This window comes from Sulfitobacter undariae (assembly GCF_014196805.1).
GTDB lineage: Bacteria > Pseudomonadota > Alphaproteobacteria > Rhodobacterales > Rhodobacteraceae > Sulfitobacter > Sulfitobacter undariae.
The window spans coordinates 391,387-415,561 of sequence record NZ_JACIEI010000001.1 but is presented as its reverse complement, the minus strand read 5'-3'; the positions used below and the strand labels follow the sequence as shown (position 1 = coordinate 415,561).

Below are 24,175 nucleotides of genomic sequence, written 5' to 3'. Positions count from 1 at the left end.
CCGTTAAAGATCAACCTCGATCACGCCGCCCTCTTGTGCGGCACGTGATTGGCACAAGATCACCGTGGTTTCGCGCTGCGCTTTTGACAAGACAAAATCGCGGTGCTCCACCTCTCCTGCGACCAGCCCGCATTTACATACGCCGCATAACCCATCCGCGCATTTCACATCCAGATGCACACCGTTTTCAGCCAGCACATCCGTTGCAACGCGGTCCGCAGGCACGAACACATCACGGCCAGAGCGTTTCAGACGCAGCGTGAAGTCATGGTTTACGTAATCCGGCACCTCGGGAACCGAGAAATACTCCAGATGCAATGCCTCGTCAGGCAGGCCTGCGGCACTGGCGGCTTGCATCACCGCGTTCATGTAGGACTCGGCCCCGCAGGTATACATATGCGTGCCCTCGGCCTGACCCGCAAAGATCGCAGCCATGTCAGCACGTGTGCCTTCATCTGTGATGTGCAACGTAACATGCTGCGCCCAGTCAAAAGATGCCATTTCCTCCAAGAACCCCATGGTCGCACGCGAACGGCCCGAATAATGCAGCTCAAAACTGCGCGATTGGGCGTGTAATTCATGCGCCATGGCGATCATCGGCGTGATCCCGATACCGCCGCCCATCAGAACGGAGTGGGTAGCCTGTGTATCCAACGGGAAGTGGTTGATCGGCTTTGAGATAAACACCCGCCGTCCCTGTGCAAATATCCGGTGCATCAACTTGGACCCACCCCGCCCTGCGTCCTCACGCAGAACTGCGATCTGATAAGTGCTCCGATCAGCGGGATTACCCGACATGGAATACTGGCGCAAAAACTCAGGCGCGACCACGATATCCAGATGCGCGCCCGCTTGCCATTCAGGCAGCTCACTGCCATCCAGCGCGCTGAATTCATATTTGGTGATGCCATCTGCCATCACTTCGACCTTACTGACTTGGGCCTGTATCACAGGGCTGTCCTTCGCCCCCGCATAGACATGCGCAACACTATCCACCGTGCCGTTTTTCACATGCAGCTTGTATTCATCGGCGGTGATCATCGCCTGATACGCCTCGATTCCTGCCTCGCGGTCCATCGGGAAAGGATAAGGGTAAGGATGCGGTGCGAGATTGGCAGGATAAACGGCCAGTGTCTGATCCTCATATTTCAGATCAAGGTCTTTTTGCAAAGACCGCGCATTCACTGGCGCTTTGGCCGGGAGATAGCCGCCGTTTTCATCCAACTCCAAATCCCACCACCATTTTTTGACGGGGTTCAGACTGCCTTTGCCCAAAGCATCATCCAGCTTGGCCAATACAGGGGCCGCTGCGGGAATGTTCATCGCCGCCCAACGGAACGGTTTTTCGGCGAACAGCCCTTCAAGGTTCCACGGGCAAGTCTTCATGCAACGTCCACACATCGCCCCGCCCTCGGTGGTGATACGGTAAGTCGCGCATTTTTGGCTGTCGGATTTCCAAATTTCATAGCCGTTGAACATCAGCTTCGGCCCCGCCGTGATCGCCCCCGAGGGGCATTCACGGGCGCATTTATTGCAGGCTTCGCAGAATTTTTGCAGTCCGAAATCAATCGGCTTGTCGTGGGTCATGGGTAGATCAGTGGTCACCACCCCGGATTTCAGACGCGGGCCAAGGAAAGGGTTAAGGATCACTTCGCCAATACGGCTGACCTCGCCCAAACCAGCCAACAGCAACAACGGTGGTTGCAGCACTTCGCCATCCATCACCGTATGCGCTTTGGCGCTATAACCCAGATTTCGGATTTGCTGCGCGATCACACCGCCCAGCAACGAAAACCGCAGATAAGCGCGCATGGATTGCGCAACGCTGATCCAATCATCGCCGCTGGCGCCCTCCATTGTCTCAAAACCTTGGTCGATGATGATGCTGATCGCCTGATCATGGGGCGGATCAATCACATCACCGCGGGCATCATGGCTGTACCACGTCCAATCAGGACAGGCCGAAATGCCCACCGCATCACAGCCCAACCAATAGGATGTCGCTTTGACCAGATCAGCAGCCTCTTGCGGCGGCAGTTGTACCCGCGTGTCCGCTGCCGCACCGTCTTGCAATAGCACAAACGCCCCCAGCGCACGGCGTTGTGCCATCGACGGGGCCGCCTTGCGGGCATAATGTCCCCCCGCAGCGCCCTTTTGCAAAGGTTTGCCCATATCCCCGAATTGCGCCCGCGCAAACAGATCCGCACGTTTTGGCACCCGTGCCACACGCGGCGCGTCAATATAGGTGGTCGGGTTATCCACCCGTTTGAGCGTTTCAAACGGATGCGCCCCATCGACAAATCGGCGTTTGGCAAAAGGCACCGCATTACTGGCGTTACGCGCATAGCCGCCGCCAATCTGCCACCTCAACCCGAAAGCCGAGGTCGGTTGCTGCTGCATCGGCACAAGCGGTTGATCAGGTGCAATTTCAAAACGGGTTGTGATTGCCGCCAGCCCAAATCGCGTGCCGATATAGGGATGGCTCAGCCCCCCCTTCTCAACTGTCGCCAGCCCCGCCACGACAGCCAGCTGGTTCAGATCAACATCCGCGTCGGCCCCCGTATGCGCACGCGCATCATAGCCCAACAGACGGATATATTCGGCCAAGACCACAGCCGTTTCCGCCGCCAAAAGCCCCGCACGATGATCCTGCGCATCACGAAGCCAGTCTGTACCCACCTCATCAGCATCTGGCGTGCGCGGATTTTCATACATAAACACAATGGCATGTGTATGGTCATCAATCGCAGCAGGAGGTGTTTTTATGGAATCCTTCAGATCAGCCATGATCATATCAATGCCCGCCGCCAAAGTCTTGGTCTGACGGGTCTGAAGCGCATCGGCCAACCGCTCTAACGCGGGATTCCGCTGTGGCGTTGCAAGCACCGCCGAGGCAGGCAAAAGGCACGTGCCGACCACGGCTGCATCTGCAAAATAGCCGAATGATTTCAAATGCTCGGCCCGCGCGACGGGGTCATCAGGACAGGCGGCCAGCGTCCCGTTTACCCGCCCATGGCGGATCGCATCCAACATCGCGTGGTATTCCCCCATCGCATTCACGATGCTACGCGGGTCTTGTGGGCGATCAAATTCCAGAGGTGTGAATTTGGGCACCCCCGACAGGTCAGGCATGCTGCTTTGACGTGCCAGCAACTCGCAGGGATAGCTCCCCAAATGCAGTCGCCTATTTTTATTTGAAAAGACTTTCACGCATGCCACCCATTGTTTTGGACCTCCGCAAAGCTAGTACACTCCCCCCTGTAGGTCACCCGAAAAAGCAGATTGCCATGCACCATGACCCAAGGGAGGCGGTCCGACAAATTTGGACAGCGTGCTACAGCGTACTAAGGAGTATCCCAACACCATCAAAAAGCACCCTCAACATCGGATCTATCCCTTTCTGTTGAGAAAGCTGGCGATCGCGCGCCCCAATCAGGTTCCCTTCTCGAGATCATACTACGTATGACCCTGCCGAGCAGTGGATGTTGCGGCATTACCTACATACCTGTCAAAAACGGCTTCCTTTACTTGGCGGTAATTATGGGTTGGGCCACCCGCAAGGTGCTGTCCTGACGGCTTTCAAATACGCTAGATGCCAGTTTCTATGTTGAGGAGCTGGAGGAAACGATTGCCAAATATGGGAAGCCAGAAATGGTGAACACGGATAGTCATATAATAGAAACCCGTTCTCGGGCGGTTTGGCACAAACACTGATCAACAGTTCGCTGGGTTGGGGCCGCTTGGCTGCCCGGTTTCCTGTTTACTTTCCAAGCAGAGCATCAGCTCTAGAGCTGCTTGAACTCATCTGCACTGGATGCAGAGAACAGCACTCTGGAGTCACAAGACAGAAGTGCCGCACAATTGGATGCCTCAACAGCGCTGTAGCAGTGCCATCTGTTTGATGCCAAATACACGTCGCGCCAGTTAGATGCCGAGCGCCCCTCTCGTGCCATTGCTTTTCAATGCACTGTCGGGCAGCGGACAAACCTAAGTGATTGGGATCATCCACCAAATCCCAATTGCCAGATCGCAAACGGTACGCTCACAAGCGCGGCCATTGACAACAAGACCAACGCGCCGTCGCGTGTTAGCAGCCCTGCGGCGAAGGTCGCAATCAGAGCAGAGGCGATAGAGCCCGATGCTGGCACAACTTCCATAAACGGCATGAACAATGTTAAAAACAAGATCAAGAAAAGGGGCACCCAAAAAAGGGGGCGGTGAAAGACGAACGTTAGGCGTACTTTCAAAAACCTTTCAACAAACCTCACTGGTTTACGCAGCCAGTTAATCCCCTGTTGGAGCTTGGCGCTGGATAAATTGCGGTCGGTCACAATGGCCGGAAGCCACAATGCATCACGCCCCATGATCATTTGCAGCGTCAACATAAATACGATGACCGCAACCAGTGTAGTGACACCGGGGATTGCGCTTGCGGGTGATGTGCAGATTAACGAGAACACTAACATGATTGACCCAAATGAGTTATGTCCCAAGCACTCGATCAATTCCTTAACCTTGATGTGATCGCCATCGGCGGCGGTTTCTAGTTGATTGAGCACTTCGCTCAAAGCGTGTGTCCGATCAGTGCTCATCTCAAGCCTCCTGCGCCAATTCTACAGACGTTTGGTGAAATGCGCCTGTCGCTTTATTTTTTCACATTTCACCCTGAAAAGAAGCTACGTCAACAGCACCTATGAGGGCAATTCTCATCACCCAAGCTGCCCTGTTCATTTAAAACCTCAAATTATAGCTTTTTATCAACACTCAAACCCGTATTTCGTTCCTTTACGCCACTCCAAAGGATGGGAAGACTCGGGCGTTTTCGGATTGGTCGCTAAGCGCGAGTTGAAGCACACTGGAACGGGCATGATGTCGAACCTATCCAAGCAGACGGCAGAGAACCGTAGAGTTCCCCTGCCCTCATAGCCACAAACACGTTAGCCTCAGTGATTGCCCTCGAACCAACGCCAAGCCATGAAACCAATATACCCGATCATTGCGCCAGCCCCGATCACTGCCAAATGGCGCGGTCGGATGCCATTGCCTGCGGATGTGTCGTCATCATGACGATACCTTTTGTCCATCAAGCGCGTTCTGGCCAGTAACAACCCTCTCCAGTTCTCACGACGGCGCCGCAATTTGCGTAATCCCCGCATCTTACCAGTGCTCAATGCGCTAATCGTCGCAATCAAAGACCGCTCGCGCGCAAACGTTTCCGAAAAAACCTGAGGTGTGACACCGAGATGTTCGGATACCAGCTTTGCGCGGGTTTCCGCGATAAGACTATCCGCGTCGGTCAACGCAACATCACACTCCGTGTCAAAACCCATGGAGCGGTCGTTTAGATTGCTTGATCCCAAACGTATGATGGATGTGTCCACTATCATGATTTTGGCGTGCACATAAATAGGCTCTTCGGCTGTATTCACGGGATAATAAATGCGGAACCTGTTCTCATGATCGACCTCGCGCAACTGCTCGATCATTCGGTTGCGCAATACATGCATCGCGTCGTCTTCGAAATCCGATTGTGCCGACTTTGGATTAATGATGACAACCTCCGGCCCGTTTTCCTCCTCCAACCGTTTTTGCAAAGCGTCACAAATGGTTTGCGCCGTGAAGTATTGGGATTCCAGATAGATCACATCGTTTGCGGCTTCGATACTGTCTAGGTAGAGGCGCTCGATCTCGTTGATCAGCGGCGCTCCATCATACGGCGGTTCAGTCCGTGCGATTGCGATCTTTACATCATGCGCTTGCACCTCCAGTTCCTCGGGCCATAGGGCCGTTCCAGCCGTTGAGGGCCGTTCCAGTGTTTCACCCGTCGCACGTTGCCACCGCAAGCGCGACAGCTCTGACAATGCAGATGCAGCAGGCCCAGTCATAGCAGAGGTGGCATCGTGCCAAGGTTGCGCCAGTGATCCATCTTTGCAAACACGCCGCGGATCATCTGGCAGATGTTCCGATGTATCCCACCTGTTTTCGGTCGCATCAATCCCACCGCAAAATGCAAAAGTGTCGTCCGCAACAACGATTTTCTGGTGGTGGCAAGCACCAAATGGATGGTGTCCGTCCAACGCAAAATGGATGCGATCACTGCCAAACATGCTCAGCGCAACGGACGGAACAATCCTGCCCGGCGCGACCACAACGGCACCGTTCCACTTGAGCAGATACACCTGCAACTGGGGCGACCGCGCGACAACGGCCTCAAGAAATGGACCCAATTTGTTGGGAAGCCCGTCCGCGACACAGCCGTTTTCATCACTTTCACCCGGCAGCATTTCTATTTCGAGATCAAAATCCCAACCAATCAGCATCAACTGTTTTTCACAGTTGGAAATGATTTTGCGCAGGCTGGCGAAATAGTCAGCCCCGTCGATGATAAAAGAGAATTTATCGGCTGTTTCCACCCGCCAGCAATTCACATCAGGTTTAAAAAAATCCGCCTTTGGCACGGTTGTATCACTTGTCACATTCATTGCTAACCCATCCTGTCTTTACCGTTTATGCACCAAAACCCCTGTGCCACCTGATTGGTTCCCAACATGGGGTGTCGGTGAGCCGTATTTTCCGCCACCCGCATCAAACACAGGAAACAAAAAGCAAGTGCTGCGTGGTGTGCATTTTATCCGTAACTTAGGAATAAATGAGAGTTAATACTGCATCTGAGACTCTTGTTGACCTTTTGATCACGGATCATCGGGCTGCCCGACCACTCTGCTCAATACTCCTGACCTGACCCACCCCCAGATGCTCTGTCAATTCCGTTTTGCGGAACCTTTCGGCATGTCCTGCGTTCTTTTCCCAGACACAGAAACGTTACTCAAAGTGACACCCAAATTCAGGAGAACAAGCATGCACGGAATAATCTACCTCGTCGGACTCGTTGTTGTTGTCATGGCAGTATTGTCCCTCATCGGCCTTGGCTGAGCCCTCTCTCATTTCTTAAGAAAGGAAAAACGAATGTCCGAACGAACAGAAACTCTAACCCAAAAGTCCGCCCCCGCGCTAGCACATGAGGGAAGCTATGTTGACTGGTCGGCCATCCTTGCCGGTGCAGTTGTCGCCTCAGCTATTGCATTTGTTTTCACTACATTTGGCGCAGCAATCGGCCTTTCACTTGCCTCACCCTATGAAGGCGATGGGTCTGCAATGGCCGCATTGATTGCAGTCGGCACATGGATGCTGTGGACGACCATCTCCAGCTTCATGGCAGGGGGCTATATTGCAGGCCGTATGCGGCGGCGCATTGACGCTGCCACGGCTGACGAAGTCGCCATTCGCGATGGTATCCACGGCCTTGCCGTCTGGGGCGCTGCGATCCTGCTGGGCGTTTTCATATTCGGCGCAGGCGCTGACACCGCTGTTCAAGCCACCACTGAAACGGTCTCTGCTGTGGCAACCGTCGCGGATCAAGCTACGGGCACCGAAGCAGCGAACGCCACGGCTGCAAATGTGACCGAAGCCGAAGCGAAAGCCGCCGCCGAAGCCGCTCGCAAGCTCTCTGTTGTTGCCGCTTTTGTGCTCGCCGCATCCCTTATGATTGCCGGAGCAGGCGCATATTGGGCAGCAGGTGTGGGTGGTCAACACCGTGACGAAGGCCGCGTATTTAACCGCTTTGGCCGTTGGACATAAGGAGGAAAACCGATGGGATCAATTTTACTTTGGCTAATTGGCGTACCAATCTGGATCATCATCCTTTTGGCCCTACTGACCTAAAGCCCCGCAAAAGATAGCAACAAATAATGGCCGCTCCCGCATCGGGGGCGGCTTTGGCGTATCGCCCCTCCACCACCGCTAATCGGCAAAGATCGGCTGGTCTTACCAATCTGGCTTTAGATAGCGGAACCAACCTGGCGAACTTAGCGTTACTGTTTCAACACGTTTCACACGGAATAAAACAGATTGGAATTTTTCGATGAAAAGCCTCCTTCAATCCACCACATCACTCACTCTTTGCATGGCCCTTGTCGCGCCCGGCATGACTCCCGCCTTCGCACAGGCCCAATCCGCCGAAGCCGCCGCCTGCGCCGCCACAGGTGAGCAAGAAACCTTCCCTTGTACCCTAGAGGGCGGCGTCCTGATTCAAAATGCGCAAGAATTGCAAGCGGTAGAGGCGCGTGATCCGGTGAGCGAAGCAGTAGAAGAGGCTGCAACCGCCACCGAAAAAAATCTCGAAAATTTGGCACAAGAGGCACAAACTGAGCCCGCTCAAGCCGAACCGGTGCAAGACGAAAAACAAGTAACTGAGCAAAGCGCATCCGACACGCCTGAAACACAGGCGCAAGAGAAAGACACGGACAAAGAACAGCCAGAAACTGCCCCCGCCCCTGCGGAGCCTGCCAAGGAAGAAAAACAAGGCACCTCAGATCAGAACCCAGCCCCTGCGGAACCTGACGCAGAGCTTCCGACCGATGCGGCGGAACTCGAAAAGCAGCTGAAGGAATTGCAGACCAATAAAGCAGAAAAAGAGGCGCAGCCCGAGCCTTCTGCTGAGGCTCAGGCCCCTTCTGTGGAAGGTGACAACACCCCCGCCGAGGCCCAAACTGCGCCCGCCACACAAACAGCCCCGACTGCATCTGTCACCCCGCCCGCCAATGACAAAGCCGCTGATGCCCCAGTTGACGAAGAAGCCGCCGCAAAGCGCAAGGCCGAGCGCCAAGAGGCACGCCGCGCCGAACGACAAGCAGAGCGCGAGGCCGCCCGCGAAGCGATGGAGCAAGAGCCCGCGGGTGAAGTGATCACGGAAGAAGTTACAGCCGAGGACACCCGCAAGTCTGATGAAGACTTTGCGACCTCGGTCATCGGTGACGCCAAAGCAAAGGATGACGATGGCCTGAGTAATCTGGAAAAAGCCCTATTGTTAGGCCTCGGCGCCGCAGTCGTGGGTACTGTTTTGAAAAACGGTGACAAAGTCGTCAGCAATTCTGGTGACCGCATTGTCGTGCAAGACGAAGGCGGCGACCTGCGCGTTCTGAAAGACGACGAAGCCCTTTTACGTCGCCCGGGGGACGCGGTGAAAACCGAACGCTTCAGCGATGGCTCAACCCGTCAAACGGTAGAAAAAAATAACGGCAGCCGGATCATTACCGTTCAGGGCAGCGACGGCACCGTGCTGCGCCGGATCAGCGTAAACGCAAATGGCGACGAAACAATCCTGTTTGATGACCTTGCGGAAGAGCGCGAAGTTGTGGTCACGGAATTACCGCCCGTAGTCGAACGCTCTTTTGCGGCTCAGGAACGCAGCGAAGCAGAGTTGCGCGCAGCGTTGATTGCCGAGCAAGACCGCGATCAGGCGCGCAGCTTTTCTTTACGCCAAGTGCGTGAAATCAGCGAAGTCCGTGCTCTTGCTGCCCCGATCGAACTGGATGCAGCCCGCTTTGCCACAGGATCTGCCGCTATCGCACCCGAACAAGCGCGTAGTCTGGCGCGTGTAGGCAACACATTGCGCGATTTGATCGCCGACGACCCGCGCACCGTATTCCTGATCGAGGGGCACACAGACGCGGTGGGTGATGCGACCTACAATCTTGCATTGTCTGACCGCCGTGCAGAAACAGTTGCTTTGGCGCTGACCGAGTACTTTGATGTACCCCCAGAAAATTTGGTCACGCAGGGTTACGGCGAAAGCGCGTTGAAAGTTCAAACAACCTCTGCGGAGCAAGCCAATCGCCGCGCAGTTGTGCGCAACATCACAAACCTACTGCGTTCAACCTCCAACTAAGTCGCTAAATCTATTGAACAATAACGCTCCGGCATCGAAAGGGCCGGAGCGCTTTTAGGTTTAAAACCAAACGCCAGAAAAACCTGCTGCGGCTTTGTTATGCAAGTGGTGTGTAAAGCGCCTGTCATGATTGAGTGTGGCCTCTTCACCCTTACCTTTTTGGCCCACGCTGATTTCCAGCGAACCTTTCGCCGTGCAGCAGTTGCGCTCAACCGCGCCCCCTCTGGTCCAATTCATGCAAGTCCCAAAACCAGCTTTGAGGTTCTCACAATAGAGCGTTATGCTAAGTGAGCCATACCGAAAAGGTTACCGATGAATTTGTTTAACTCCGCCCTCCTGTGCACGGCTTGCCCCCCCCATAAGTTCCACCCCTTCCGCGCATTTTCATGCCAACAATCCCTCGATTTCACAGAAACATCTGGCCGCTAGATGCGTATTGCCAGTTACAATATCCGCAAAGCAGTCGGGCTGGATTGGCGGCGTGATCCCCAGCGGATTGGGAATATCCTGAGCGAGATCGACGCCGATATCGTCGTTCTGCAAGAAGCGGATAAACGGCTTGGTACAAGATCGGGCGTTCTACCGTTACAACATCTGAAAGATACGCAGGGATATGTGCTGGCGGATTTGGCTTTGCGCCCCGCCAGTCATGGCTGGCATGGCAATGCGATCCTTTTCAAATCCTCCCTGAAACCCACCAAAACCCAACGCATTGACTTGCCCACATTAGAGCCCCGCGGGGCAATTTCAGTGCAATTTGCAGAACCGTTTTTCGAAGTTGTCGGCGTTCACCTTGGCCTCACCCCTGGTATGCGGCAGCAGCAATTGCAGGTTTTGGCGGCCTATGTGGAAAGTCGGCAGCACCCCGTCATCATTGCCGGAGACTTTAATGAACGCAAAGTGCATACCCAGCTTCTTGGCCCGACTGCACGTGTATTTACGCCCGGCCCCAGTTTTCACGCTGCGCGTCCTCGGTTGGCCTTTGACCGTTTTGCGCTATTTGGGGCCGTGCAACATGTGACATCTCATGTGCACACAAGCCCTCTATCGCGTCGCGCTTCCGACCATTTGCCCATCGTACTTGATATGGAATTCCCGCAATGACGTTACTTCTTATCCTGCATGGTTTTCTGGTCATTTCTTTCACCCTGCGCATTCTCTTGCGTGATGACCTAATTCCGCCAACCCGTTTGGCGTGGTTTATCGTCCTCAACGCGCTGCCCTATGCAGGCTGCATGGTCTATTTCTTGTTTGGCGAAATCAATCTGGGCCGCAAAGCAAACGCCTTGAACCAAAAAATCCACGACGATATCCGCGAAAAAGCGGTGGCGCATATGGGCGCTAAAGAAAATGTTGCGATGCTCATTGATCCACTCTATCGGCCTGCCTTCAGCTATGCGGCCTCAATCAACGGATTCTATCCTGTGGACGGCAACCAAGCGGAGCTGATGGCGGACGGTGATGAAACGCGGCGGCGTCTGGTGGCAGATATTGATGCCGCGACGGACCACATTCATGTCCTTTATTACATCTGGCTGGATGATAAAATGGGCACCGATCTGGCCAAGGCTTTGATCCGCGCGGCCAATCGCGGCGTCACCTGTCGCGCTATGGCTGACGGGCTGGGCTCACGTGGCCTGATAGGGGGTAAGCTGTGGCAGAGCATGCAAGACGCCGGCGTGCATTTGGCAATCGCCTTGCCCCTGAAAAATCCGATTTGGACCATGCTGCGCAGTCGGCTTGATCTGCGCAATCACCGCAAAATCACAGTGATCGACGGCACGATTACCTATTGCGGCAGCCGAAACTCCGCTGATCCCGAGTTTCGCCCGAAACCAAAATTCGCGCCTTGGGTCGATATCATGCTGCGGTTTCAGGGACCGGTAGTAGCGCAGAACCAACTGCTTTTCGCCAGTGACTGGATGCAAGCCACCGGCGAGGCGCTGGATCAATTCATGCTCACATCTGACACGTTTGACGGCGGGTTTGCCGCCCAAGTAATGGGTGATGGTCCAACTGAACGGCGCGGCGCAACCCCACAGCTTTTTGCAACCCTCATCGCAAATGCACAAACTGATCTCACAATTTCGACGCCCTATTTCGTCCCCGATGCAACGGTCCTAGAGGCGCTCTGCGCCGCAGCACATCGTGGCGTCGCCGTCACCTTGATCTTTCCCATGGCAAACGACAGCCGCATTGTCGCGGCTGCCAGCCGCAGTTATTACCGCCAGCTTTTAGAGGCACAATGTAAAATCTACGAATTTGAAGGCGGCCTACTGCATGCAAAAACACTGACAGTTGACGGCAAAATATGCCTGATTGGCTCCTCAAATCTAGACTTGCGCAGCTTCGACTTGAACTATGAAAACAACATATTATTGCAAGACAAAACCACCACACAGACCGTGCGTAACCGACAGCAAGACTACATCTCGCGCTCGACCCCTATCACTTTGGAGGCCGTGTTGGCCTGGCCTTATCGCACACGCATCTGGAACAATGTCGTCGCCACGGTTGGACCCATTTTATAAGCCTCATACAAGCAGCCCCGCCCGCAAACCAGCGCGCGAGGTCCATTTCAAAGCTGACTTGTGTCGTCAAAACGCTTCGCGATAAAGCGCCAGTGCATCCGCTTCGGTCACCTCAACGGGATTGTTGATCAATAGGCGGGATTGAAGCATCGCATCTTTGGCCAGCCTTGGCAGGCTTTCTTGTGTCACCTTGCAGTCGCGCAAACGGCGCGGCGCGGCAGAACGATCCATCAAATCTTCCATGAACGTCACAAAATTCACTGATCGCGCCTGTGCGCCCTCTTCTGTAGGCCCCATCACCACATCTGCCAGCTCTGCATAAAGCGGCGCGGCCTCACGCATGTTATAGCGCAAAACAGGCCCAAGCATGAGCGCATTGGTAAGCCCATGTGGCAAGTGATAATGTCCGCCCAACGGATACGCCAATGCATGAACCGCACCAACAGGGCTATTCGAGAACGCCTGACCAGCAAGGTTCGCCCCCAAAAGCATAGCTTCGCGTGCAGCACGGTTGCAGCCATCTTCGCAGGCCGTCACCAGATTTGCCGCGATCAGGCGCAATGCCTCTTTGGCAAAAACATCAGACAGCATGTTCTTTTTATGCTGGCTGGTAAAAGCTTCGATCGCATGCACCATGGCGTCAATGCCCGTGGCCGCAGTTTGCACAGCAGGCAACCCAACCGTCAGTTCAGCATCCAGTAGGACACGGTCAGCATAAAGTTGATGCGATACAATCCCCATTTTGGTTGTCTCGCCTGTGGTCAAAATCGTGATGTTGGTCACTTCCGATCCCGTCCCCGCAGTAGTCGGAACTTGCACCAATGGCGTACGTTTCCCTTTCACATTGCCAATTCCATAAAGCTCAGCCAGCGGCTGTTCAGAGACCAGCATCACGGCGACAAGCTTGGCAATATCCATCGAGGACCCACCACCGAGCCCCAAGACGATATCCGCCTGCGCTTCCTTTGCGCTTGCGACGCACGACATTAAAACAGCCTCTGGCGGGTCAGCCACCACATCATCAAATACAGTCACAGCGAAACCGTGTTCTTTAAGTGAAGCAATTGCAGGGTCTAGCAGGCCGTTTTCGTGCAGAAATTTATCTGTCACGATCAACAACTTACGCTCTGGAAACCACTCGGACAAAAGCTCCCCCATCCGTTTTGCACCACCCCACTCCACAAGAGTAGAGCCCGGAGTGTCGAAGGAAAAAGGGGAAATGCCATCAGTCATTGGTTTGGTCCTTGAAACTTGGAAAGCGAATATGCGCCCCTCACCGTGATAGAATTTGCGCGGCGCTGCAAATTATTTCAGGTTGGAAGGTATAATCGCAGCAATATGCTTCGACCCCGATCAGGTCAGCGGCCTCACACCTTTCCACGCCAATCATACCCGACTAAAAGAGTCGGATTGACAACACTGACCGATTCACTCAGGTATAGACGCAGTCAAGCCACCCCGAATCCATGCAGGGCAAGCCCGACACAGTTAAAATGTGAGGATTGCCCAATGCAAAGACCCGAGACCCATTTTAAACCGAGTGCGCCCACTCAGAAACGATCCACGCCTATGCCAGTCAGCTCCATAGAATTGCTCAGCATTGATCTCACGAACGGGCAGCCGTTGCCTGAATGGGCCGTCGAGTATTCCAACACTTTTACAGGTGCATCGGTATGACATTTCATTCTGCCCCCCCGAAACACACCGCAATTGAAAAACTGCCAATTTATTCCGCCCGTGACCTGACAGAGGGCGGCGATCTGGCGCAAATTGTACTGGATGATCAAACCTACACCCTGCGGATCACGCGGGCTGGCAAATTGATCCTGACGAAATGAGCTGTTCAGCACAAAAGCGCGGCGCAGCGCCCGTCGGGCATATCACAGACCTTGATAGCATAGAGGCCGCCGCCGTTGTCTACCTGCGCATGTGGTCAGGTGACGCAGCAGCCAAACAGCAGGTTTTCCGCGATTTTGCGGGCACCCTCGGAGCCGAGCAAGGACGCAAGGCGCTACGTGCGTTTGAACAATTGTGCAGCCTATGCGCCAACCATGGCCGCAGACCGTTAATGCGCCATTCTGTACAATGCAGTTGTCTTGGCGCTGATGAATCCTGCTTTGCCAATTTCATCTCAGCCGCCGCTGAAGGCGCCCGCGAAGACGCGATGCTGATCGCCACTTTGCTGGTGCGCGCAGATATCGCCCCCCTTATTGCCTCTTGTGCTGCCGACTTTGGTCTGGCCCTCAAGCGGATGCATCTCGCCGCGCCGCGAGATCTGATGTCACTGAACACCCAACACCCAACACTACACTAAAGGATTACCACCCCATGAAACAGCTTCAGCTTTTGACGACCGTAGCGGCGGTGGCTTTCGCCTCGCCGGCCTTTGCCGTTGAGAAAACGGACGTTCTGGCAAATTACGCCAACATCGCGGCCGCCAAATACGAAGACAGCGTGATCACCGCACAGCGCCTGCAAACTGCTGTGGCAGCTCTGGTGGCAACACCCTCCGCCGAGAACCTGACCGCAGCACGTCACGCATGGATCGCGGCACGGGTCCCTTATCAACAGTCCGAAGTTTACCGTTTCGGCAACCCGATTGTAGATGACTGGGAAGGCAAAGTTAACGCTTGGCCGCTGGACGAAGGCCTGATCGACTATGTTGATGCGTCTTATGGCGGCCCATCTGATGAAAACGAATTCGCCGCGCTGAACGTTGTTGCCAACAAGACATTCACCCTGTCGGGCACCGAAATCGACGCAACTAAAATCACGCCAGAGTTCCTCTCCGAGACCCTGCACGAAGCAGACGGTGTCGAAGCAAACGTGGCAACCGGCTATCACGCGATTGAATTTCTGCTGTGGGGGCAGGACCTGAACGGCCACAACCCAGGTGCAGGCAACCGTCCATGGACAGATTACGCAGCCGATGCGACCTGCACCAATGACAATTGCGACCGTCGCGGTGACTATTTGCAAGCCGTCACCGACCTGCTGGTCTCTGACCTTGAGTTCATGGCCGCACAATGGGCTGACGATGGTGCCGCGCGGGTTGAGCTGACAGCAGACACAGATGCAGGCCTTGCCGCGATCCTCACCGGCATGGGCTCCCTCTCCTACGGCGAGCAAGCAGGCGAGCGGATGCGCCTTGGCCTCATGCTCAACGATTCAGAAGAAGAGCATGACTGCTTCTCTGACAACACCCACAACAGCCACTATTATGATGGCCTTGGCATCCAGAGCGCCTATCTGGGTGAATATGTCCGCGTAGATGGCACGTTGGTTTCCGGTGCCTCCCTCTCTGATATGGTTGCTGATACTGATCCCGCCTTGGATCAGGAAATGCAGGCCAAGCTCAGCGCCACAATGATGGCACTGGGCCGGATCAAAACCGCCGCAGAAGCGGGTTTTGCCTACGATCAGATGCTGGAGCGCGGCAACGCAGGCGGAGAAGCACTGGTTATGGGCGGCGTGAACGGCTTGATCGATCAAACACGTTCTATTGAGCGTGTCGTGACCACCCTCGGCCTAGACCAAATCGCCTTTGAAGGATCAGACAGCCTCGACGATCCAAACGCCGTTTTTCAATAATTAGTTAACAGGTTTCAAAACCACATCCAGCGCGTCGGCATTTTGCTGGCGCGCTTCTTTTCTCCCGTCAGGACGACAACATGAACCACACATTAAAAACACTCGGGCTTTTCGGCCTCGCGATGACCTATGGCACAATGGCATTTGCTCAAGACACTGGCTTCACTTGGGAAGGCAGCCTTGAGGTTGGCGTCGACAGCACGGTCAGCTCCGATGACAAAGATGCAGAATTCTCCGATGGTTACCTCACCCTCGAAGCCGCGTTTGAGGCGCAGATTTCTGACCGTATCAGCGCCTTCGGTGGGCTGACGCTTGAGACCGTCACAGATGCTGATGACGACCGCGCATTTGAGGACATGGGCCTCTATGTCAGCGAACTTGGCCTGCGGTTTGCCTTTGGCGATACCGTGGTTTCCGTTGGTAAACTCAGCCCTGTTTTTGCGGTGGCATGGGATGATGCGCCGGGTTTTTATGGCACATCCCTGTCAGGCGATTATGAATTGTCCGAGATGATCGGTTTGATCGTTGACACACCCGTTGCCGCGGCTGGTGGCACGCTGTCCTTCGCAGCCTTCTACGCAGATGATACATTCCTCAGTGACAGTGTGGGCGAAAAACGGGGCCGCAATTCCGTTGCTGCGGGCGGCGTTGGCAACACAGGCAAGCTGAACAACTTCTCAGTGCAATACACCCAAGAGTTTGGCGAAACCACTGCATGGGTCGGTGCACGCCACCTCTCTGCTGGCAAAGACGATGTGTCCGATGAAACAGGCGTTGTTGTTGGCGCCTCACATGATTTCGGAAACGGCTTTGACGCCATCTTTGAAGTCGCGCATTTCAACGGCGCAGGCGGCACAGATGAAAACGCCACCTATGCCACTTTGGGCGGTGCTTATGCGATGGATGATTGGACTTTCTCAGCAGTGGCAACTGTCATTGATACTGAAACCACAACCGACAGCATGATCGCTCTGGGTGTAGACCGCGCCATCACAGATGCGGTTGAAGTCAACTTCGGTGTGGCCCGCTTTGATGTTGGTGGTGAAAAATCTACCGCCGTCGGTCTAGCCGCAGTGCTTTCTTTCTAAAACACCATTTTATGCGGCACGGCTCATTCAATCAAAAAAGGTGTGCCGCATATTTTTCGGGGGAAAGGCAATTGCCCCAAACCCAAAATCGCCATATTGCACTTCGCAAGATATGAGACCATCACACGGATTGGAGGTCAACATCATGCCACTCAAACTACCAAAGTCATTGGCAATAAAATGCAGTGCAGCGTTGATCGCAGTGTCGTTGTCACCTGTTACGCTGCAAGCCCAGTCAGTCCCGCTGGATGACTCACATCTGGATGTCATTCCCAGAACTGCCGAGGAAGCTGCGCGGATTGCGGCCATCACAGCCCCAACAACAGATTTTTCCAAACCGCAAAGGTTTGAGGACAAACCCGCTGGCGCGGCGACAGTCCGCGCGCGCGACGATGCGGATGCCTTTTCGCAATCCTCTGGAAACATCACTTTTGAGGATGAGTTGAATTTCAAGGTCGGCAACGGCCTGTTTCGCAAAATCTGGGTTTCGGCGCCGTCTTCCACTCTTGCTTCAGACGGATTAGGGCCGCTGTTTAATGCGCGGTCCTGCCAGCGCTGTCACATCAAAGACGGGCGCGGACATCCGCCCGAAAACGCCGACGACAAAGCGATCTCGATGTTCTTGCGCATATCGATCCCCGGTACAACGCAGGATGCAATTCCCCAGATCGAAGACTATCTGGCCACCCTGCCTGATCCGACCTACGGCACGCAATTGCAAGATTTTGCCATCCAAGGCTACCCCGCTGAATACAAGCTGGGCATCACCTACCGCGAAGAAGTGGTCCAATTGGCAGATGGTACAGAAGTCTCCCTGCGCCACCCTACTTATTCCGCTGATGATCTGGGCTATGGCCCCCTGCACCCCGACGCGATGCTCAGCCCGCGTGTCGCCCCTCAGATGATTGGCATGGGTCTGCTAGAAGCAATTCCCGCCGCTGACATTCTGGCGGGTGCTGATCCTGAAGATGCCGATGGGGATGGTATCTCGGGCCGTGCCAACATCGTTTGGTCCACCGTGCTGGACAAACCCATGCTGGGCCGTTTCGGATTGAAGGCAGGAAACCCAACCGTGCTCGAACAATCCGCCGCTGCTTTTGTTGGCGATATCGGCATTTCCAACCCGATCTTTACCGCCGGAGCAGGCGAATGTACCGATCTGCAAGCCGATTGTCAGGCAGCCATCCACGGTGATGGCGACGCTCGCGAATTTGAGATCGACGCAGTTGGTCTTGATCTGGTGGCCTTCTACAGCCGCAATCTAGGCGTGCCCGCCCGCAGAGGCGTGGATGATCCAAAGGTTTTACAGGGCAAAAAGGTGTTCTATGAAACCGGATGCACCGCCTGCCACACCCCGAATTTCGTCACCAACCGCCTGAATGATCAACCCGAGCAAAGCTTTCAGCTGATCTGGCCCTATACGGACATGTTGCTGCATGACATGGGTCCAGACCTTGCCGATAACCGCCCCGAAGCCCGCGCTACAGGGCGCGAATGGCGGACACCACCGCTCTGGGGGATCGGCCTGACCGAACAAGTCAGCGGTCACACCTATTTCCTACATGACGGGCGGGCGCGCTCCTTGCTTGAGGCCGTGCTATGGCACGGCGGCGAAGCGCAAGACCAACGTGACAAAGTCATCGACCTTCCCACCAAAGAACGCGAAGCCCTGATCGCATATCTGGAGAGCTTATGAGACATTTCCTATTCGCCGCTGCACTTACCTGTTTGCCTGCCCTCGCGATTGCGCAAGCGGACGATCACGTGATCACCGACACCGTTGAGCAGCACATCCTGCCACGGTTCAAAACATTGGCCGACACGTCCCAAACCCTTGCGGCAACCGCGCAAACAGACTGTGCAGCCTCCTCCGCGCCACTTCGGGCTGCCTACTCCGATGCCTTCGATGCTTGGGTTGCGGCCAGCCATTTGCGCTTTGGACCGACCGAAGTTGAGGACCGTGCCTTTGCGCTGGCCTTTTGGCCTGACAGCCGTGGTGCCACGCCTAAATCCCTAAGCGCGTTGATCCAAGCCCAAGACCCGATTGCTCTGGATGCTCAGGAATACAGCCAAGTCACAATCGCGGCGCGCGGTTTCTATGCACTTGAGTTTTTGTTGTATGATGACGATCTGAACACCGCAGGCGATGCCGCCTATCACTGCACCTTGGTCAAAACCGTCACCGCCGACATCGCGGCAACCAGTGCTGCCATCCTGCAAGATTGGCAAACCGACTATGCAGGACGCATGATGGACGCCGATACCTCGGACACTTACCGCAGCAAAGACGAAGTCCGGCAAGAGCTATTCAAATCCCTCACGGCGGGTCTTCAGTTTACAGCGGAAACACGGCTGGGCCGCCCTCTTGGCACCTACGACCGCCCCCGCGCCACACGTGCCGAGGCGCGGCGCGCAGGGCGCTCTGAACGTCACGTGATCCTCAGCCTGCAGTCCACCAAAGATATGGCGATCCATTTGGCAGGCTCTGATACCGCATTGGCACAGCGCGCCGCACATGAATTTGATACCGCTCTGGCCCAACTGGCCGAATTGGATGATCCTGACTTTTCAGGCGTGGACACCCCCGCCAGCCGCCTGAAGCTGGAAGTGATCCAACAATCTGTCGAAGCCATCCGCACGCTTGCACTGCAAGAAATCGGGCCAAAGCTGGGCGTGGCCTCGGGCTTTAACGCGCTGGACGGAGACTGATATGCAAAACGGGCGTCGGTCGTTCCTTGGCGGGGTGCTGGCCGCGGGGCTGATCCCCAAACCCACTTGGGCGGATGCAGGTGCGCCTGCCTATTTGGCGGCAGCAGCCACCCCAGACGGATCATATGTGCTGTGCGGCATCGGGGATGATTTCAACATCGTCTTTGAACTACCCCTGCCCGCACGCGGCCATGCTGCCGCCGCCCACCCCATACGCCCCGAAGCGGTTGCCTTTGCCCGTAGGCCCGGCACCTTTGCCTTGGTCATTGATTGTGTCAGCGGCCAAATCAAAGCGCAGCTGCACAGCCCTGAGGGGCGCCATTTTTACGGCCATGGCGCATTTTCCCAAGACGGCAACTGGCTGCTGACCACCGAGAACGATTATGAGGCAGGCCGTGGCCGTATCGGGGTCTGGGATGCTGCGCAAAACTATAAACGTGTCGGCGAATTCGACAGCGGCGGCATCGGCCCGCATGAGATCAAACGTTTGCCCGCCTCGGATACATTTGTGGTTGCCAACGGCGGCATCGACACACATCCAGATTCAGGCCGGACCAAGTTGAACATCCCCACGATGCGACCCAACCTTGCCTATTTCAAAGAGGGTGAGATCGTTGAGACCGCCACCATTCCCCAAGATATGCACAAAAACTCCATCCGCCACATCGCAGTCAGTGCGGCAGGCAGCGTGGCCTTTGGCATGCAGTGGCAAGGCGATGGACACCCCACTGCCTTGGTCGGACAGCACCAACTGGGCGGTGATGTCGTCTTTGCCCAAACGCCAGAAAACGCCCTGCGGGATATGGAAGGCTATATCGGCAGCATCGCCTATGCTGCGGACGGCAAAACAATTGCGGTAACATCGCCGCGCGGAGGCAAGGTGCATACTTATGATGCGCAAAAGATGACATTGCGCGATGTATCAGACCTGCGAGATGTCTGCGGTATCGCCCCGCGCCCCCAAGGCTTTGCCCTGACCGCAGGCAGCGGGGACATGGGGTATCTTTTGGGCAAGCGCCAACAACTGAATGCCGATCCACAGCATCAATGGGACAATCATCTGGTTGCCCTGTAGCAAAAAGCGCCCTCACCCCACTGGGGCAAGGGCGCAAATCAGCTTAGCCTAGAAGCGCGTTCAGAAAGATGCGCGGCAGCTTTAGAAAGCTGGGCGTATGCTGAAAACGGGTCAGCAACATGCCGACTTTATGCTGCTTTTTGTTGGTCACAAACCACGGTGGCTTGGGCAGCAAGGTCAAATCACCCGACAATAGGTTGCGCGGAAAAGGACGCCATGGCGCACGCACGATCACGCGCTCGGGCTTGTCGAACATATAGGTGTTATGCGCAAAACCAATGCCACTTTGCACGTCTTGCAACGTGTGACCGGGGAATGCACCCCACGGACAGGCGGGCGTCAAGAAGCCAAGACCGCTCCACGTGTTGATGGCGATTGTACCATAACGCAATTCGGTAATGATTTCCTCAAACTGGGCTTTGCCGATCTGCTGAACCGTCTTGGGATGAATGACGATGTTACTGCCCAACGTGCCGTACAGATTGTCATCGGCGTATTTCACGGCAGCACGCAGATAGGTTGCGGGGTCAGTTGCGTTAATTTCATGAATGGTCATCGCTGGCGCAAAGACTTCTTCATTGCGGTACATATCACTGGATTGATCAGTATCTGAACCAACCAAACAAGCAGGCACCGGACCGCGATCAAATTTCACCACATTGTCTGCATTTTTTTCAAACTTGGCCAATCGGTCCGCCGCACCCGGATAATAGGGCTGGCGCGGGTCCATGCCGCTGATAACTTTTTCAATTGTGCTGATCAGCTTGTCCTTTTTCTCCCAATTCTTGGGCAGGACAAGCATCTGACAGGCCACACAGTTAAAGCCAGAGTTGTGCATCTTTTGCGTGGCGATGTTCTCGGCCTGAAACTGCAAATCTGCTGCGGTCCATGGGCCGGGCACAACGATGGTCGGGCAGACTGCGCCCAACTCAGAGGTGATCGGTTTGTTCAGCTTGGGCGTTCCAGCCGTTTTATTACGGATACCCTCTTCGCCAACACCCCAAACGATTGCATCATGCGAGGCACCAGAGCCGGTGATGTGGATGTCATCTACATTGGCGTGCTCACACAGATAGCCGCCCACATCAGCGCCGCCTTTGACGATCCGCAAGGCATCCATATCAATCAGCGGCTTTAACGCCGCTGTCAGGAATTCTGCCAGATAGTCATTCACGGGATTCATCTTGAGAATCACAACGTGATGTTCGTTGAACAGTTTGTCCAACACATCCAAAGGCGCAATCGCCGCGATGTTACCCGCGCCCAATACCAGCGTCACTTTGCCTGTACGGCTGTCCACAGGGGCGTCATAGCTGGAGGCTGTGTTAGCCGCCAAATTCTCGGGCGTGACACCTCTTTGCATCCAGACTTCGGCGGAGACACCCGACAGTAGCAAGTGATCCCAGATCGAATGGGGCAGCACCCGCACTGCCGTTTGGCCGCCAACCGTCTGACGCTTTTTGAGCGAATTCAGGAAGGTTTTGCCCTCCATATGCGACAGGGTTTGCAGCAGGCCATTGCAGGCTGACATCACGGTATAAGGGCCGGAAATCCATTCCTCTCCCACCAGTGCAGACCCCTCGGGGATACCCTTTTTGCGCGCTGCGGTTTCGGCCCAATCTTGCGCAACAGGCATAAGACGGTCTTTGATCTCGGAAAGGACGGTAATCCGCTGGGCGTTGGTGGTTTTTGCCCATGTGTCTTTGGCGGCTGTCAACTCTGCCACCGCCTGATCCATTTCGGCAAACGCAGGGTTAACGCCTTCGGTTTTCGGACTAAGCATTGGTGTCTCCTCCTTCGATTAAATGGCTGCCGAATTGTTTACGCAGCTCGTTCTTTTGTACTTTTCCTGTCGCGCCCATCGGCAGCGCATCCACAAAGATCACCGCATCTGGCGCTTGCCATGACGGAACTTTTCCTTTGTAGAACGCCAGCAATTCTGCCTCTTCCACAGTGGCAGCGGCGGTCTTGACGGCAATTACTATCGGGCGCTCGTCCCATGTCTCGTGACGGGCGGCGATGGCGGCGGCATTGGCGATTTGTGGGTGAGAAATGGCGATGTTTTCCAACTCTACCGTCGAAATCCATTCGCCCCCTGATTTTATGATATCTTTGGAGCGGTCACGGATGATCATATAGCCATCTTCATCAATGGTTGAGACATCGCCCGTGTCAAACCAGCCATCTTCGGTCAGCGCATCACTGTCCTTGCCAAAGTAGCTTTTCACAACCCAATGACCGCGTACTTGCAGATCACCTTGGGTTTTACCGTCATGCGGGATCACCCCGCCGTTTTCATCCAGCAACCGCAAATCAACTCCATACAGAGGGCGGCCCTGCCCTGTGCGCAGCTCGGTCTTTTCATCGTCCGACAGCACGCTGTGACGTTGTAAGAATTGGTTCAATGTGGCCACAGGCGAGGTTTCGGTCATGCCCCACGCATGTAGCAACTCGACCCCGTAGGCCGCAAATTTCGGGATGATGGAGGGTGGCAAAGGCGCACCGCCAACCATTGTGCGGGTCAGGCTGGGCAATTTTGAATCTGATGCTTCCAGAGCGGCCAGCAGGTTCATCCAGATTGTAGGAACACCCAAGGCCAGCGTGGTTTCTGTATCATCAATAAGCTTCAAAATAGCTTCACCGCCAAGATTCGGCCCCGGTAAAACCAATTTACACCCGTTCGCCGCCGCAACGTAAGGCACGCCCCATGCGTTAACATGGAACATCGGCACCACAGGCAAAACCGTGTCTTGCGCCGAAATCGCAAGGCCATCGGGCTGGTTTGCAACCAGCGTATGCATCACTGTGGAACGGTGGGAGTACAGAACACCTTTGGGGTTGCCCGTCGTACCAGAGGTATAGCACAGACTGGAGGCTGCGCGTTCGTCCACTTCAGGCCACTGCGCATCGGCATCCCCTGTCGCAACCAGCTCATCATAGAACATCAGCCCCTCTACCTGACCTGCCGCCGCATCATCGCGCGGGCCCATCAGGACGAAATGCTTGACTGTTTCAAGCTGGGATTGGATTTCCGCAATCAACGGCAGAAAAGTAACTTCAAAGAACAGTACCTGATCCTGCGCGTCGCCCGCGACAAACACCAGTTGCTCGGACGCAAGGCGTGGATTGATTGTATGGCACACCATGCCGCCGCCAGAGACGCCAAAATAAATTTCAAGGTGGCGGCGGTTGTTCCATGCCATCGTCGCGCAGCGTTCGCCGTCTGTTACACCCAGTTTGCGTAGCGCCGATGCCAGCCTGCGTGCATTGGCGCCCACACTCCCCCAATCGGTTGTGGTCCGTTCGCCCGATGTCTCAACCGAGATGATCTCGGTTTTTGCGTGATAACGTTCTGCATGCGTAATGAGACTGCCAATGGTCAGTGGCATCTCCATCATTTGTCCTTGCATCAAGGCACTCCTTTTTCTTCTGTATCGTTGGGGCATGATAAATC

The 24,175-nt window shown here is 55.1% G+C and carries 18 protein-coding genes; 11 read left to right on the top strand and 7 right to left on the bottom strand.

The genetic code is table 11. From position 1 onward, the window contains the following. Positions 1-3: 3 nt before the first annotated feature. From GGR95_RS02150 to GGR95_RS02140, 3 genes are all read right to left on the bottom strand, one after another. Positions 4-3,132, bottom strand: coding sequence for a reductive dehalogenase (locus GGR95_RS02150; RefSeq protein WP_184562280.1), 3,129 nt, complete (start codon positions 3,130-3,132; stop codon positions 4-6). Between the two features lie 869 nt (positions 3,133-4,001). Further along, positions 4,002-4,592, bottom strand: coding sequence for an exopolysaccharide biosynthesis protein (locus GGR95_RS02145; RefSeq protein ID WP_184562278.1), 591 nt, complete (start codon positions 4,590-4,592; stop codon positions 4,002-4,004). A 351-nt stretch (positions 4,593-4,943) separates the two neighbouring features. Continuing rightward, positions 4,944-6,482 carry a phospholipase D-like domain-containing protein gene (locus GGR95_RS02140; RefSeq protein ID WP_184562276.1) on the bottom strand — a complete coding sequence of 513 codons (1,539 nt, stop codon included), beginning with the start codon at positions 6,480-6,482 and terminating at the stop codon, positions 4,944-4,946. Between the two features lie 484 nt (positions 6,483-6,966). Here GGR95_RS02140 and GGR95_RS02135 point away from each other — a divergent pair, with 484 nt between their 5' ends. Next, positions 6,967-7,638: a hypothetical protein gene (locus GGR95_RS02135; protein ID WP_184562274.1), complete on the top strand. Its 672-nt coding sequence runs from the start codon at positions 6,967-6,969 to the stop codon at positions 7,636-7,638. A gap of 283 nt (positions 7,639-7,921) precedes the next feature. Beyond that, a complete protein-coding gene (locus GGR95_RS02130) occupies positions 7,922-9,727 on the top strand; it encodes an OmpA family protein (protein ID WP_184562272.1) in 1,806 nt (601 codons plus the stop codon). Positions 9,728-9,787: 60 nt separating this feature from the next. On the opposite strand, the gene GGR95_RS02125 is transcribed toward GGR95_RS02130, so the two are convergent. Further along, on the bottom strand, positions 9,788-9,964 hold the full coding sequence (locus GGR95_RS02125) for a hypothetical protein (protein ID WP_184562270.1): 177 nt from the start codon (positions 9,962-9,964) through the stop codon (positions 9,788-9,790). A 192-nt stretch (positions 9,965-10,156) separates the two neighbouring features. Between GGR95_RS02125 and GGR95_RS02120 the strand changes: the two genes are divergently transcribed. Then, positions 10,157-10,831, top strand: coding sequence for an endonuclease/exonuclease/phosphatase family protein (locus GGR95_RS02120; protein WP_184562268.1), 675 nt, complete (start codon positions 10,157-10,159; stop codon positions 10,829-10,831). Next, positions 10,828-12,258: a cardiolipin synthase gene (gene cls, locus GGR95_RS02115; protein WP_184562266.1), complete on the top strand. Its 1,431-nt coding sequence runs from the start codon at positions 10,828-10,830 to the stop codon at positions 12,256-12,258. Before GGR95_RS02120 ends, cls begins: the two co-directional genes overlap by 4 nt. Positions 12,259-12,324: 66 nt before the next feature. Here cls and GGR95_RS02110 read toward each other — a convergent pair whose 3' ends face one another. Further along, positions 12,325-13,491, bottom strand: coding sequence for an iron-containing alcohol dehydrogenase (locus GGR95_RS02110; protein WP_184562264.1), 1,167 nt, complete (start codon positions 13,489-13,491; stop codon positions 12,325-12,327). Positions 13,492-13,931: 440 nt separating this feature from the next. Here GGR95_RS02110 and hemP point away from each other — a divergent pair, with 440 nt between their 5' ends. The 7 genes from hemP to GGR95_RS02075 all read left to right on the top strand — a co-directional run bounded on the left by hemP (position 13,932) and on the right by GGR95_RS02075 (position 20,721). Continuing rightward, positions 13,932-14,096, top strand: a complete 165-nt coding sequence (gene hemP / locus GGR95_RS02105; RefSeq protein ID WP_184562262.1) for a hemin uptake protein HemP — start codon at positions 13,932-13,934, stop codon at positions 14,094-14,096. Beyond that, positions 14,093-14,572, top strand: coding sequence for a hypothetical protein (locus GGR95_RS02100; protein WP_184562260.1), 480 nt, complete (start codon positions 14,093-14,095; stop codon positions 14,570-14,572). Before hemP ends, GGR95_RS02100 begins: the two co-directional genes overlap by 4 nt. A 14-nt stretch (positions 14,573-14,586) precedes the next feature. Next, complete coding sequence (locus GGR95_RS02095) at positions 14,587-15,849, top strand: imelysin family protein (RefSeq protein WP_184562259.1); 1,263 nt, start codon at positions 14,587-14,589, stop codon at positions 15,847-15,849. Between the two features lie 80 nt (positions 15,850-15,929). Further along, positions 15,930-16,937, top strand: coding sequence for a hypothetical protein (locus GGR95_RS02090; RefSeq protein WP_184562257.1), 1,008 nt, complete (start codon positions 15,930-15,932; stop codon positions 16,935-16,937). 145 nt (positions 16,938-17,082) lie between these two features. Continuing rightward, complete coding sequence (locus GGR95_RS02085) at positions 17,083-18,633, top strand: di-heme oxidoreductase family protein (protein WP_184562764.1); 1,551 nt, start codon at positions 17,083-17,085, stop codon at positions 18,631-18,633. Then, positions 18,630-19,646 carry an imelysin family protein gene (locus GGR95_RS02080; protein WP_184562255.1) on the top strand — a complete coding sequence of 339 codons (1,017 nt, stop codon included), beginning with the start codon at positions 18,630-18,632 and terminating at the stop codon, positions 19,644-19,646. Before GGR95_RS02085 ends, GGR95_RS02080 begins: the two co-directional genes overlap by 4 nt. A gap of 1 nt (position 19,647) precedes the next feature. Further along, a complete protein-coding gene (locus GGR95_RS02075) occupies positions 19,648-20,721 on the top strand; it encodes a DUF1513 domain-containing protein (RefSeq protein WP_184562253.1) in 1,074 nt (357 codons plus the stop codon). 43 nt (positions 20,722-20,764) lie between these two features. Here the strand turns inward: GGR95_RS02075 and GGR95_RS02070 are convergent, their stop codons facing one another. Both GGR95_RS02070 and GGR95_RS02065 read right to left on the bottom strand, forming a co-directional pair. Further along, positions 20,765-22,504, bottom strand: a complete 1,740-nt coding sequence (locus tag GGR95_RS02070) for an aldehyde dehydrogenase family protein (RefSeq protein WP_184562251.1) — start codon at positions 22,502-22,504, stop codon at positions 20,765-20,767. Continuing rightward, a complete protein-coding gene (locus GGR95_RS02065) occupies positions 22,497-24,131 on the bottom strand; it encodes a long-chain fatty acid--CoA ligase (protein ID WP_184562249.1) in 1,635 nt (544 codons plus the stop codon). The genes GGR95_RS02070 and GGR95_RS02065 overlap by 8 nt, the downstream gene beginning before the upstream one ends. Between the last annotated feature and the right edge of the window lie 44 nt (positions 24,132-24,175).